The sequence below is a fragment of the Streptomyces sp. A1277 genome, assembly GCF_004795015.1.
Taxonomy (GTDB): Bacteria; Actinomycetota; Actinomycetes; order Streptomycetales; family Streptomycetaceae; genus Streptomyces.
On record NZ_SSBI01000015.1, the window covers coordinates 57,013 to 69,684 of the forward strand.

At 69.5% G+C, this 12,672-nt stretch carries 12 protein-coding genes and 1 pseudogene; 8 read left to right on the plus strand and 5 right to left on the minus strand.

The annotated features are described in order from the left end of the window. The first annotated feature begins 12 nt into the window (after nt 1-12). Complete coding sequence (locus tag E6R18_RS12615) at nt 13-621, plus strand: TetR/AcrR family transcriptional regulator (RefSeq protein ID WP_136316983.1); 609 nt, start codon at nt 13-15, stop codon at nt 619-621. 255 nt (nt 622-876) lie between these two features. Here E6R18_RS12615 and E6R18_RS35245 read toward each other — a convergent pair. From E6R18_RS35245 to E6R18_RS12625, 3 genes and pseudogenes are all read right to left on the minus strand, one after another. After that, nucleotides 877-1,161, minus strand: a pseudogene (locus E6R18_RS35245) (LysR family transcriptional regulator); the annotation flags it as partial. 10 nt (nt 1,162-1,171) lie between these two features. Further along, the gene (locus E6R18_RS34010) at nt 1,172-1,336 is read right to left on the minus strand and encodes a hypothetical protein (RefSeq protein WP_168712332.1); all 165 of its coding nucleotides are present in this window, start codon (nt 1,334-1,336) and stop codon (nt 1,172-1,174) included. Between the two features lie 182 nt (nt 1,337-1,518). Further along, nucleotides 1,519-1,791: a cytochrome P450 gene (locus E6R18_RS12625; protein ID WP_240799711.1), complete on the minus strand. Its 273-nt coding sequence runs from the start codon at nt 1,789-1,791 to the stop codon at nt 1,519-1,521. Between the two features lie 176 nt (nt 1,792-1,967). Here E6R18_RS12625 and E6R18_RS12630 point away from each other — a divergent pair, with 176 nt between their 5' ends. The 7 genes from E6R18_RS12630 (at nt 1,968) to E6R18_RS12660 (ending at nt 9,777) form a co-directional block, all read left to right on the plus strand. Then, the gene (locus E6R18_RS12630) at nt 1,968-2,942 is read left to right on the plus strand and encodes a phosphotriesterase (protein ID WP_136316984.1); all 975 of its coding nucleotides are present in this window, start codon (nt 1,968-1,970) and stop codon (nt 2,940-2,942) included. 49 nt (nt 2,943-2,991) lie between these two features. Further along, entirely contained in the window at nt 2,992-3,948 is a 957-nt protein-coding gene (locus E6R18_RS12635) for a phosphotriesterase (protein ID WP_136316985.1), read from the plus strand. Between the two features lie 12 nt (nt 3,949-3,960). Then, complete coding sequence (locus E6R18_RS12640; protein WP_136316986.1) at nt 3,961-5,076, plus strand: NAD(P)/FAD-dependent oxidoreductase; 1,116 nt, start codon at nt 3,961-3,963, stop codon at nt 5,074-5,076. Nucleotides 5,077-5,081: 5 nt separating this feature from the next. Next, on the plus strand, nt 5,082-6,005 hold the full coding sequence (locus E6R18_RS12645) for an alpha/beta hydrolase (protein ID WP_136316987.1): 924 nt from the start codon (nt 5,082-5,084) through the stop codon (nt 6,003-6,005). 37 nt (nt 6,006-6,042) lie between these two features. Then, a complete protein-coding gene (locus E6R18_RS12650) occupies nt 6,043-7,002 on the plus strand; it encodes an MBL fold metallo-hydrolase (RefSeq protein ID WP_136316988.1) in 960 nt (319 codons plus the stop codon). After that, nucleotides 6,999-8,738, plus strand: a complete 1,740-nt coding sequence (locus E6R18_RS12655) for a CocE/NonD family hydrolase (protein ID WP_136316989.1) — start codon at nt 6,999-7,001, stop codon at nt 8,736-8,738. The genes E6R18_RS12650 and E6R18_RS12655 overlap by 4 nt, the downstream gene beginning before the upstream one ends. A 466-nt stretch (nt 8,739-9,204) precedes the next feature. Then, nucleotides 9,205-9,777, plus strand: coding sequence for a Uma2 family endonuclease (locus E6R18_RS12660; RefSeq protein ID WP_136316990.1), 573 nt, complete (start codon nt 9,205-9,207; stop codon nt 9,775-9,777). A gap of 287 nt (nt 9,778-10,064) precedes the next feature. On the opposite strand, the gene E6R18_RS12665 is transcribed toward E6R18_RS12660, so the two are convergent. Both E6R18_RS12665 and E6R18_RS12670 read right to left on the minus strand, forming a co-directional pair. Further along, nucleotides 10,065-10,574 (minus strand): hypothetical protein, encoded by a 510-nt coding sequence (locus E6R18_RS12665; RefSeq protein WP_136316991.1) that lies wholly within the window; start codon nt 10,572-10,574, stop codon nt 10,065-10,067. 556 nt (nt 10,575-11,130) lie between these two features. Beyond that, complete coding sequence (locus E6R18_RS12670) at nt 11,131-12,660, minus strand: UDP-N-acetylglucosamine 1-carboxyvinyltransferase (RefSeq protein ID WP_136316992.1); 1,530 nt, start codon at nt 12,658-12,660, stop codon at nt 11,131-11,133. Nucleotides 12,661-12,672 lie beyond the last annotated feature (12 nt).

Consider the following 12,672-nt stretch of genomic DNA (forward strand, 5'->3'; position numbering starts at 1 on the left):
AGGATCTCCGGCATGGCGAACCTCCGACAGGCACAGAAGCAGATGACGCGTCGCCTTCTGCTGGAGTCCGGGCTCGAGCTGTTCACCACGAAGGGCTACGCCGCCACCACGGTCGACGACATCGCGACCGCCGCGGGCACTACCCGGGTGACCTTCTACGCCTACTTTCCCTCCCGCAGTGATCTGATGAAGGCGCTCATCGACGAGCGGCTCAACGAGGCGCTCCAGCGCGTCCGTTCCCCGGAGCACGGTTCCACGGCCCAGGACCTGGTCGCCACCGTGGCCGACGGGACGTCGGGCGCGATCAGCGCCTGGCTGCGGCGCACCGCAGACAGCTGGTCCGAGATCCGGCCGATCATCCGCGTGGGCCGGGACGCCGCAGCGGTCGACCCGGAGCTGCGCGACCTGGTGGAGCGGTGGCTGGAAGAAGCCATCAGCGACATCGAGGACGGCCTGAAGCGGGCCGGGCGCCTCGCCCCCCACCAGCGCCGCTTCCGAGGGGTGCTGGCCATGGCCGAGCTGGACTACGTCGCCCAGCACTGGGGCCGCACCGACTGGAAACTCACCCGCGAGCAGCTGCTCGACGAGCTGTGCGCCAGCTGGGTGCGGCTGCTGACCTGATCCGACGCGGGCGGCCATCTCACCGCTCGGCCGCGGCGCCGCGCAGCAACTCCCCCAGCCAGGCGACGAAGTGCCGGTCAGCCAGGCGCGGGTCCCACGCCACCGGGTCAACCGGGGGCCGACAACGAACGCGGTGCTGTTGGTCACGGCGACCGTGAAGACCCGCTCATCGGTGGCGGGATCGAAGGAGGGAAAGTCGACGATCCGCGCCGTCTGCTGCAGCGGGGCGATCAGCTCCGGCGCCCGCGGGGTGCGTGTGACGCCACTGCCCTGCCGGACGACGAGGTCGCCGCCCAGCGGACGCCGCATCCGGGTCAGGGCGTGGCTCATGGCGGGCTGCGAGAACCCGACCCGTTCCGCGGCTCTGGTCACGGACCGTTCCTCCATCAGGGCGAGGAGGGGCACCAACAGGTTGAGGTTGACCGACGCAGGCCGGTCCAGTCCCGACGCAGGCCGGTCCAGTCCCGACGCAGGCCGGTCCAGTCCCGACGTCGGCCGGTCCAGTCCCGACGTCTCCGTGGTGCCCTCCTCGCCCTTCATGGCGCACACCTCATGCGGCGGCCCGGGTCTGCGGCGCAGCCGGGGCAGGGACGCGGTAGTCCATAGCGACGGCCGTGGTGCCGTCGAACCCGGCTTCGCGAAGCGTGTCGGTGGTGGTGAGTCCGGCGATGCCGTTGCCCACGACGACGACGCGTTTCAGGGCGGCGGTGCTCATGTGACCCTCAGCGCGGCGACGGGACAAGCCCGGGCGGCGGTTCAGGCGAGCGCGGCGTCGCCTCCTTCGACCTCCTCCCGGTCGAGCATCAGCTCGCCGCCGTCGCCGAGGCGCACGAACTGGGGTGCGGCCTCCTCGCACAGGCCGTGGCCCTCGCAGCGGGGGGCGGTCGAGAACGATCCTCACGCGGGGATCACCCTCAGGACGGGGAGCTGGTCGATGCTCCGGGTGATGTGGGCGGGAACGCGCACCTCGGGTCCGACGACGAGGCGCTCGACGCGCCGGGACAGTGCCTGGATCACGGCGCGGGCCTCCAGGCGGGCGAGCCCATGGCCCGCGCAGCCGTGCGGGCCGTAGCCGAACGACAGGTGGTCGACCGGGTTGCGCCCGACCAGGAAGGCGTCGGCGTGGTCGTAGTGCCGCGGGACGCCGGTCGCGTTTGGTCTGGCATGCACTACATGCCTGCTGAGCCGCCTGCCCCTTCGTTGCTCTGATTCTCACCCCTCGCGCAACTGTCAATGAATTATTTTCTCGTGTCGTTCGTTCCATTGACGTCGTGTAAAACGAATGGCTACCGTGACGGCAGCCACAGGGTGCACCGTCGCACCTCCACCGGACACGTGAGGCAGGCATGAGCGTGAACAGCACCACCGTGAACACCGTCCTGGGCCCGGTGCCGACCGATGCGCTGGGTGTCGTCTCGGTCCACGAGGCGCTGCTGTCGGTGCTCCCGGGTGCCGAGCACGCCTTCGACATCACTCTCGACCGCGCCGAGATCTTTGAGACGCTCTCCGGCAAACTGCGCGACTTCCGCGCCCACGGCGGCGGCACCGTCGTCGACAGCACCGGCATGTTCCACGGCCGCGACGTCCGGCTCTACGAGGCCCTGTCCCGCACCACCGGTGTGCACATCGTCGCCTCGACCGGCCAGGGACCCGAGGAACTGCTCGGGGGATACTTCCTCACCCCGCAGACCAACCCGCCGACCCCCTGGCCGGCCGAGAAGTTCGCCGACCTCTTCAGCCGGGAGATCACCGAGGGCATGGTGGTCCCGCGCGTGGAGCGCCGCGGCCCGGCCGGACTGGTCACCACCGCGGTGACCCACGCCGGTATGACCGCCACCGACGAGAGCCTGCTGCGCGGCGCGGCCCGCGCCGCCCTCGCCACCGGCACGGCCCTCTCCTTCAGGTACGGCGACGACGCCGCAGACGAACTCGCCGTCGTCCTGGACGAGAAGCTGCCGGCCGACCGGGTGGCCGTCGGCGGCCTGGACCGCAAGGACGCCGTCGCCGCCGGCGCACCCGCGAAGGTCGCCGACCGCGGCGCCCGCGTCGTCTTCGACCACGTCGGTACCGAGGACGACGAGCACCTCACCGACGCCGAACGCGCCGCCCTGGTCGCCGGCCTCGTGCACGCCGGTCACGCCGACCTGATCCTGCTCTCCGTCGGCGCGACCGGGGTGGCCAAGGGGCACCCCGCGAACGACCTGCTGTACAGCCATGTGCTGACCGCCTTCGTGCCGCGGCTGAAGGCGCACGGCGTCGGCGACGGCGACGTGCGGCGCATCCTCGAGGCCAACCCCGCCGCCCTGCTCGCGGTGCGATGAGCACACCGGCCCGAACGACCGTCAAGAACTCTTTTCGAAGGTGAGTGTTGTGTCGCGAGTGAACACCGTCCTGGGACCGCTCCCCGCCGAGGAGCTGGGCTTCGTGGCGATCCACGAGCACATCGGCTACGGCATGCCCGGCTCCGAGCTGGACACGCAGTGGTGGAAGACGCCCGAGCAGCGCTACGAGGAGACCGTCCCCAAGCTGCGCCGCTTCCACGAGCTGGGCGGCAGCACCTTCGTCGACGCGACCGGCATCTGCAACGGCCGTGATGCCGACTACTACAAGTCGCTGTCGGCGAAGACCGGCGTCCACATCGTCGCCTGCACCGGCTTCGTCGGCGGCGACACCGCCCTGCCGCACTTCGCCCGCGCCGACGTCGACTACCTGACACGGCAGTTCGTCCACGAGATCACCGTCGGCATCGGCGACACCGGCAGCCTCGCCGGCGTCATCAAGGTCGGCGTGAGCCGGGGCGGGCGCATGACCGACCTGGACAAGCGCATCTACCGCGCCGCCGCCCGAGCCGCGCTCGCCACGGGCGTACCCATCCTGACCCACCTCGCGATCGACGCCGAGAACGCCATCGCGATCTTCAACGAAGAGGGTCTGCCCCTGGACCGTGTCCTGTTCGGGCACGTCGACGACGGGGTGAACGCCGACAAGACCCGTGACGTCTGGATCGCCGGGCAGGGCGGCCGCATCGGCTTCGACACCTTCGGCTACGAGACAGAGCTGCCCGACCCGCCGTTCTGGGCCCGCCCCCGCAAGGAGCGCCTGGGCCACTTCCTGCGGTTCGTCGACGAGGGCCGCCGCATCCGGCAGGTCCTCGCCTCGGCGGACGCCAACTGCTCCCCGCTGGGCTGGCCCGGAGTCAAGGGCCACACCGTCAACTATCTCTTCGACGACCTGATCCCGGACCTGCGCGCCGCCGGCCTCGACGAGGCCGCCATCCAGACGATCTTCGTCAGCAACCCCGCCGACTTCCTGACCATCCAGAAGTAAGAGAGACCCACCATGCAGTCCTCGGACCTGAAAGACCTGAAGATCGCGATCGTCGGCGCAGGATACGGCGGTGCGGCGGCGGCCAAGGCCCTCAGCCTGCTCGGGGCGGACGTCACCGTCTACGAGCAGGCGAACCGGACCCGGGAGGTCGGCGCCGGCATCGGCCTGCGCCCCGTCACCATGAACCGGTTCCGCCAGTGGGGGATCTTCGACGCGATCGCCCGGGTCAGCTCGCCCAGCGAGTACTTCGAGATCCTCACCGCCACCGGCGACCCGATCATGAAGGAGGCGTGGCCGGCCGACGGCGAGCAGACCCACACGCACCTGATCCACCGCGGCGACTTCATCGAGGCCCTGCTCGGTGTGCTGCCCGAGGGCATGGTGCGCCTCGGCCACCGGCTGGAGCGCGTCGAGGACAAGGGCGACAGCTCGGTCCTGACCTTCGCGGGCGGCGCGACCGTCGAGGCAGACCTCGTCGTCGGCGCCGACGGCATCAAGTCGGTCGTGCGGCAGCAACTGTTCAGCGACAAGGGCCCGGTGTTCTCCGGCGAGCACGCCTACCGCGCCGTCATCTCCGTGGACGACGCCCACGGCATGGTCACCGACGACAACCTGCGCATGTACATCGGCCGCGGCACGAAGATCTATCTGCTGCCGCTGCGCCACCGTGACCAGGTGTCCTTCGACATCACCGCCCTGTGCCCGGACGGCACCTGGACGCCGCAGGTCACCAAGGAGGACATGCTGCGCACGGTCGAGGGCTTCGACGAGCGCCTGGTGGCCATCACGCGCGGCCTCGACATGGACACCGTGAACATCCGCGCCGTCTACGACATCGACCCGGTCGACACCTGGCACTCGGACTCCGTCGTCCTCGTCGGCGACGCCGCGCACTCGATGCTCCACCACCAGGGCCAGGGCGCCAACTCCGCCATCGAGGACGCCGGCGCGCTCGCCGACGCCCTGCGCCGGGCGGACTCCCTGAAGCAGGGCCTCGCCCTGTACCAGGCCACCCGCAAGCCGGTGACCGACCAGCTCCAGGCCGTCTCGCGGCAGGGCTGGACCGAGGACGAGATCAACGACGTCTTCCCCGGGCAGAAGCCCGCGGCCACCGCGACGAAGGACTGAGAACCATGCCGCTGCACCCCGAGATCGCCAAGTTCCTCGCCACCCTCCCGCCCCCGCCCCAGGGCCCGCTCGACCCGGTCGCGATGCGCGCCGCCGAAGAGGCACACGTACCCCCCGTCGAGGAGCGCCTGCCGCAGTTCGCGGTGGAGGACCTGACCGCGCACACCGTCTCCGGTGACGTGCCGGTGCGCGTCTACACGCCCGCCGCCGCGGACAGCCACGGCCTGCTCGTCTACTTCCACGGGGGAGCGTTCTTCCTCGGCAGCCTGGAGACCCACGACCAGGTCGCCCGCTCGCTGGCCAAGGAGACCGGGCTGAAGGTCGTCTCCGTGGGCTACCGCCGGGCGCCCGAGGCCGCCTTCCCGGCCGGTCTCGACGACTGCTACGCCGTGACCCGGTGGGCCGCCGAGAAGGGCGAGAGCCTGGGCTGGGACGGCACGACCCTCGCCCTCGCCGGCGACAGCTCCGGCGGCACCTTCGTCGCCGCCGTCGCGGCCCGGGCGCACGACGAGGGCTTCGACCGGATCACCCACCAGATCCTCTACTATCCCTCGCTCGACCTGGACTTCGACGAGGGCCGGTACACCTCGCTGCGGGAGAACGCGGTCGGCTACGGCCTGGAGACGGCCGGTCTCAAGCCGTTCAACGCCTTCTACCTCGGCAGCGGCGCTGATCCGGCGGACCCGCTGGTCTCCCCGGTCAAGCGGAAGGACCTGAGCGGGCTGCCGCCGGCCCTGGTCGTCACCGCCGAGTTCGACCCCATGCGCGACGAGGGTGAACTCTACGGCCGACGCCTGCGGGAGGCCGGCGCAGCGGCGACGGTGAGCCGGTACGAGGGCGCCGGCCACGGATTCGTCCAGCACTTCTCCTGGATCCCCGAGTACCACCGGGTCTTCACCGAGACCCGCGACTTCCTCGCCCGCCGCTGAACCGGCCCTGGCCGCGCACAAGTTCGGAAGGAGGACCATGACACACGAGGTCACCGTCCACCCCCTGGTCTCACCGTGGGGCCGGTTCGGTCTGTACAGCTTCTTCATCGACGCTCCCGAACCGGCGATCGTCGACACCGGGATCGCCACCTCGCCCGCCGAGGGCATGGCCCCCGCGCTGGAGGGGATGGGGCGCCGCATCGAGGACGTGCGCTGGATCCTGCTGACGCATGGGCACATCGACCACGTCGGCGGAGCGCACGCCCTGTGGGAACTCACCGGCCGGCGAGCACGGGTGGTGATCCACGAGGCCGACGCACCGATGCTCCGCTCCCGGCGGGCGCACGTGGACGAGTACCGGGGTGGACGCGGCCGGTACCTCCGCGACTCCCAGGGCGAGGCCAAGGTGGCGGCGGCCGCGAACGCCGTCATCTCCGGTGAGATGGAGCCCACCCTGCTCGTCAAGGGCGGAGAGACGTTTTCCCTCGGCGGCGACGTCACCGTATCGGTGCACGCGGTCCCGGGTCACACCCCTGGGTCGGTCGCCTACGTTCTCGACGGACAGCGCTCGGCCTTCGTCGGTGACGCCGTGCAGGTCCACGGCGCCGCCAACGGCTTTCCCGGCTACACCGACCCGTCCGCCTACCACGCCGGCCTGAAACACCTGCGCGATGAGATCCGACCGCACCACCTCTACCTCGGGCACCCCTACCGGCGGGCCGACGGCACCCCGTACGGCGTCGAACTCGACGAGGTGCAGGCCCGGGAGGCCATCGACCAGAGCCTCGCCGCCGAGGACCGCGTCGCCGAGGCCGCCCGCCGCTGCCTGGAGGCCGGCCTCATGGAGACGGACTCCCCGTACTCGCCCTTCGCCGGGGCCGCCGAGGAACTCGGTTACACCGGCGACCCCACGCTCGAACCGTCGCCGTTCTTCACCTCGATGCACGGCTACCGCACGCGTGACCGTGACGCGCACCACAGGAGCTTCGCACCATGACCGACTCTCACAAGATCCAGGCGGGCGAGCAGACCATCGCCGTCCGCAAGGACCTCCGGGTGCCGATGCGCGACGGCGTCACGCTGGCGGCCGACACCTACAGCCCCGTGGACGACACACCGCGGCCCGCACTCGTCGCCCTGAGCCCCTATGGCAAGGAACTCCAGGCACTCGCCCTGACCACGCCCCCGCAGCGCCGCCCCAGCCCGATGTGGGACGGCTGCATCGAAGCCGGTGACATCGCGCGCGTCGTCAAGGAGGGCTACGTCCACGTCATCGGCGACCTGCGCGGTTCCGGCGCCTCCGAGGGCGAGCACATCGGCAACTACAACGCCGGCGGCGTCGCGCTCGGGCAGGACGCCTACGACTTCATCGAGTGGGTCGCCGCGCAGCCGTGGTGCGACGGCAACGTCGGCATGATCGGCATCTCCTACTTCGGCTCCATGCAGGTGCTGGCGGCGGCCGAGAAGCCGCCGAGCCTCAAGGCGATCTTCGTCAGCGGCGGGCACTACGACTTCTACGAGACCACCTACCACGGCGGCGTCATGTGGTTCATGCCACGCGCCGCCCGCGAGGGCCGTGGCGGTGACTCCGGCTGGGCGTTCACCGACGGTGTCAAGTCCCGCATGCTGGAGACGTACTCGCCCGAGGAGATCAGGAAGCGGGTCGCCGAGCGGCTGAAGGACCCGGACGTGGCCGCCTGGCCCAACCTCGTCCACGTGCTCAACTACCCGAAGAACCACGAGGCGTGGTTCGACATCGTCATGAACGAGGTCGACGGCGACTGGTACGAGGAGCGCAATCCGATCACCCTCGCGCCGGACATCGACATCCCGGTCTGGCTCCAGATCGACCAGGGCCGCGGCTGGACGATGGACGGCACCATCGAGCTGTACAAGGCGTTGAAGGGCCCGAAGAAGCTCGACATCGGCCCGTACCCGCCGATGCAGTCGCGCCCTTTCATCGAGGAGCACGACAAGATGTTCCGCTGGTACGAGTACTGGCTCAAGGGCATCGACAACGGGATCATGGACGAGCCGGCCGTCACCGCCCACGTGGAGGGATCGCGAGAGAGGGTCACCGGCACGCAGTGGCCGCCGAAGGACGTCGAGTACCGGTCGCTCTACTTGCGTCCCCGCCGGGCGCTCTCCTTCGAGCCCGAGCCGATGGGCGCGGAGCACGCCGCCCCCGACGGTTTCTACCAGGCGCCGCTGACGGTGACCGACAAGGTGGAGATCCTCAGCTGGAGCACCCCACCGTTCACCGAGGCCACCGAGATGATCGGCCAGGGGGCGGCACACCTCTTCGCCGAGATCGACCAGCCCGACACCAACTTCATCCTGCGCATGTGGGACGAGGGACCGGGCGGCAAACGCCGGCTCGTCACCACCGCCTACCTCAAGGCGTCACACCGCGAACTCGACGCGGAACGCACCACGGAGGGCGACCCGCACCACCCGCACACCCGCGCGGTGCCGGTCGAACCGGGGAAGACCGAGGAGTACGTGCTGCGGATCTACCCCTTCGCGGCGACCCTCCTGCCGGGCCACAAGCTGGTCGCGGAGCTCTCCAACGACGAGCCGTTGACCGACGAGCACAACGCGCTGCTGCCGCCGGACGCCTTTCACCTGCCGGTGGGCCGCCCCGTCACCCACAAGATCTACCGGGACGCGGCACATCCCTCCCGCCTGGTGCTGCCGTTCACGACGGCGGCGGTAGGGGACGCGACTCGGTAGAGGGTACGGCGCGCAGTTGGGAGACGGCCGGTGCGGGCCCCAGGGGCGCGGCACCGGCCGTCGTGGCGCCGCTGTCCTCCCGCGCGCTGGATCCGGGGCAGGAAAACTCGGGGCAGGAGACGAACTTCAGGCGCCGCAGGGTGACGGTGGTCCCAGCGGCGGTCACTCCGGCAGCGCCGCGAGGCGGTCGCCGACGACGGTGTACAGGAGGGCATCGACGGTGCGGAACAGCACGGAGAGCGTGGGGCCGGCCCATCCGTTGTCCGCCGCGGCGAACCGCGTACCGGCTGCGGAGAGCGACGCGACGTTTCCGGCCGGAAGGGTTGACGTGACAGTTGGTCGAGGACAGGGGCGAATCGGGCGGCTGGCCAGCGGGGTCGATTAGTCTGGTGCAGGGTTGCTTGGCCCCTGTCCGTCTCCCGGGACTAGAGCCTATGACCGTCTTCCGAAGGCGTCTGGAGGAGCTGTGACCGCCGAACTGCCCGACTGGATGATTCCGCCCAGGCCGAGCGGCTGGGAGGCCGACGACCTCGACCACCTTCCCCAAGCTCCCCGTCATACCGAACTCATCGACGGAGCATTGATCTTCATGATGTCGCCGCAGCGCTCCTGGCACGCCAGGCTCGTGGAGAACCTGACGTTCGCGCTGAGGCATGGGGCACCCGCCGGGTTCGAGACCGAGCGGGAGATGACCGTCCGTCTCGACCGCAAGAGCCGACCCGAGCCCGACATCCTGGTCTCCACCGCCGCCTACGACCCCGACCGCACCTGGTACGCGCCTGAAGACGTTACGCTGGTCGTCGAGGTCGTCTCGGAGGAGTCTGCGGACCGCGACCGGTCACTCAAGCCCTTCAAGTACGCACAGGCCAGGATCGCGCACTTCTGGCGTGTCGAGGATGAAGCCGGGGCTCCCGCCGTCCATACATATGAACTGGACGGTATGACTCGCACGTACGTGCCGACTGGCATTCATCGTGGTCGGTTGAAGGTCTCGGTCCCCTTCCCGCTGGACATCGATCTCGACACGCTCGTGCCCTGACCGGTATTCGAACGCGGAAGGACGTGGGAGAGGCGACGGATCGGAGGAGAGCGGCAGCCCGACCGGTCGGCTGATCCCCACTCTCCTCCGTTCCCGCAGCGGCGACGTCGGCGCGATCTCTCCCGGCCAGGACAATGCTCTGGCGCCCCTCCGCGTTCTATTGGCCGCAGACGCGAGTGCTTGTTGCGCCTGGCCGGCTCACCTCCCATCTGCGCGCTCCACCTGGGTGACAGGGTTGGTCCTCCCGTTCGTAGGGTGAGGACGCCCAGAGGCCCCGGGAGTGGCTGTCAGGCCGCTGCGAGCGCGGCGCGGGCATCGACGCGCTGGTGATGGCGGCGCATGACCTGCCGGGCGAACGGCTGGGCGAGCAGCGCCTCGACGAGGAACGCGATGGTGCAGTTCCGCGGCCACAGGTACGCGAACTGATCGAGGGGCTCGGTGGAGACCTGCCGCGTGCCGATCCACGTGCCGACCACCGTCATCACGAGGGAGATCAGCAGCACGCTGCACAAAGCGTTCAAGATCATATGAGCGCGGAAGCTGTCGCCCGGGCGCACGAGCCGCGCGGTGAGCACCTGGGCGGGCTTCATCGTCAGCAGCACGACGGCTACGACCGCGACCAGCAGGACCGGCATCACCCGCAGCAGATCAGTCCACATGGCCACGGTGAAGCCGGCGGTCAGACCGCCGATCGCCACCGGGATGGTGTTCACCGAGATCACTGCGATGACCAGTATGAACGCTACGAACTCCTTCGGGTTGCGCGGCAGGTGGGTGTGAAAGGGGTCGTCGCTCACAGTGCGGATCCTCGTGGCTCGATACGGAGACCGGCAACAAAAAAAGCGCCCGTCCCCGAGTGGCTCGGGAGACGGGCGCTGTTTCGAAGTGTTGTACGCGCCGGACTTCGCAGCAAAGGATACAGGCTCGCAGCGTCTGTCGCGGACGAGGACGGCGACGTGCGGCCTCTGCTCATTCCTACGCCAGGGCGTCTCTGCGGCAGCGGTACGGCGAGTGGCCGCCCCGTCCGCCAAGCGGAGTGCGCGATGCAGCCAACCGTGGCAGGCGCGGTCGGCCAGAGGGCGTCAGTGGAGGCGCGGCCGTGACGCTCATATGACGCTCCGGTCCCCGGAAGGGGGTTCCGACGCGTAAGAAAGAGGATCTGACCTGCGACTTTCCTGGCCGAGGGAATCCGGACATGTTTCCGATGACTCATCATGTGAAGAGTGCGATGCTCGCAAGCCGTCACTCCTGGTTCAAAGTCCCAGGAAATTCCCAGAGATTCCGTAACACCCCGCCTTGGCTTGCATTTGTGCAGGTCAGGAGGGGTGTGGCGATGCCTTTCCTTAAGGCTCCCTAAATATCCCGGAAGATCTCGATCTGCGCCCCCACCGAGTTCAGCCGCTCCGCCAGCTCCTCGTAGCCGCGGTTGATCACGTACACGTTGCGCAGCACCGACGTGCCCTCCGCCGCCATCATCGCGAGCAGGACCACCACCGCCGGGCGCAGGGCCGGCGGGCACATCATCTCGGCGGCGCGCCACCTCGTCGGACCCTCGACCAGGACGCGGTGCGGGTCCAGGAGTTGGAGGCGGCCGCCGAGGCGGTTGAGGTCGGTGAGGTAGATGGCGCGGTTGTCGTAGACCCAGTCGTGGATCAGGGTCTGGCCGTGGGCCGAGGCGGCGATGGCCGCGAAGAACGGGACGTTGTCGATGTTGAGGCCGGGGAACGGCATCGGGTGGATCTTGTCGATCGGCGCCTCCAGCTTGGAGGGGCGGACCGTCAGGTCGACCAGGCGGGTGCGGCCGTTGTCGGCGGCGTACTCCGCGGTGCGGTCGCAGTCGACGCCCATCTCCTCCAGGACCGCGAGCTCGATCTCCAGGAACTCGATCGGGACCCGGCGGATCGTCAGCTCGGACTCCGTGACGACGGCGGCGGCCAGCAGGCTCATCGCCTCGACCGGGTCCTCGGAGGGGGAGTAGTCCACGTCCACGTCGATGGAGGGCAGGCCGTGGACGGTGAGCGTCGTCGTACCGACGCCGTCCACGCGTACGCCCAGCGCCTCCAGGAAGAAGCAGAGGTCCTGGACCATGTAGTTGGAGGAGGCGTTGCGGATGACCGTGGTGCCGTCGTGGCGGGCGGCGGCCAGCAGGGCGTTCTCGGTCACGGTGTCGCCGCGCTCGGTCAGCACGATGGGGCGGCCGGGCGTGACGGAGTGGTCGACCCGGGCGTGGTAGATGCCCTCGGTCGCGGCGATCTCCAGGCCGAAGCGGCGCAGCGCGATCATGTGCGGCTCGATCGTCCGCGTACCGAGGTCGCAGCCGCCCGCGTACGGCAGCTTGAACGCGTCCATGCGGTGCAGGAGCGGGCCGAGGAACATGATGATGGAGCGTGTGCGGCGGGCGGCGTCCGCGTCGATCGCGTCCATGTCCAGCCGGGCCGGCGGCACGATCTCCAGGTCGGTGCCGTCGTTGATCCAGCGGGCGCGCACACCGATGGAGTTGAGCACTTCGAGGAGCCGGTAGACCTCCTCGATGCGGGCCACCCGGCGCAGCACCGTACGGCCCTTGTTGAGCAGCGAGGCGCAGAGCAGCGCCACGCAGGCGTTCTTGCTGGTCTTGACGTCGATGGCACCGGAGAGCCGGCGCCCTCCGACCACACGCAGATGCATCGGGCCGGCGTAGCCGAGCGAGACGATTTCGCTGTCGAGTGCTTCACCGATGCGGGCGATCATCTCAAGGCTGATGTTTTGATTGCCGCGCTCGATGCGGTTCACGGCGCTCTGGCTGGTTCCGAGAGCCTCGGCAAGCTGGCTCTGCGTCCAGCCCCGGTGCTGACGGGCGTCACGGATGAGCTTGCCGATACGTACGAGGTAGTCATCTGACATGCCGACAGGCTA

What these genes read in the sequence shown, in the direction of transcription:
- E6R18_RS34010 (WP_168712332.1), bottom strand. Translation starts at nt 1,336, where the DNA reads ATGAGCACCGCCGCCCTGAAACGCGTCGTCGTCGTGGGCAACGGCATC.
- E6R18_RS12650 (WP_136316988.1), top strand. Translation starts at nt 6,043, where the DNA reads ATGACACACGAGGTCACCGTCCACCCCCTGGTCTCACCGTGGGGCCGG.
- E6R18_RS12615 (WP_136316983.1), top strand. Translation starts at nt 13, where the DNA reads ATGGCGAACCTCCGACAGGCACAGAAGCAGATGACGCGTCGCCTTCTG.
- E6R18_RS12640 (WP_136316986.1), top strand. Translation starts at nt 3,961, where the DNA reads ATGCAGTCCTCGGACCTGAAAGACCTGAAGATCGCGATCGTCGGCGCA.
- E6R18_RS12645 (WP_136316987.1), top strand. Translation starts at nt 5,082, where the DNA reads ATGCCGCTGCACCCCGAGATCGCCAAGTTCCTCGCCACCCTCCCGCCC.
- E6R18_RS12630 (WP_136316984.1), top strand. Translation starts at nt 1,968, where the DNA reads ATGAGCGTGAACAGCACCACCGTGAACACCGTCCTGGGCCCGGTGCCG.
- E6R18_RS12670 (WP_136316992.1), bottom strand. Translation starts at nt 12,660, where the DNA reads ATGTCAGATGACTACCTCGTACGTATCGGCAAGCTCATCCGTGACGCC.
- E6R18_RS12655 (WP_136316989.1), top strand. Translation starts at nt 6,999, where the DNA reads ATGACCGACTCTCACAAGATCCAGGCGGGCGAGCAGACCATCGCCGTC.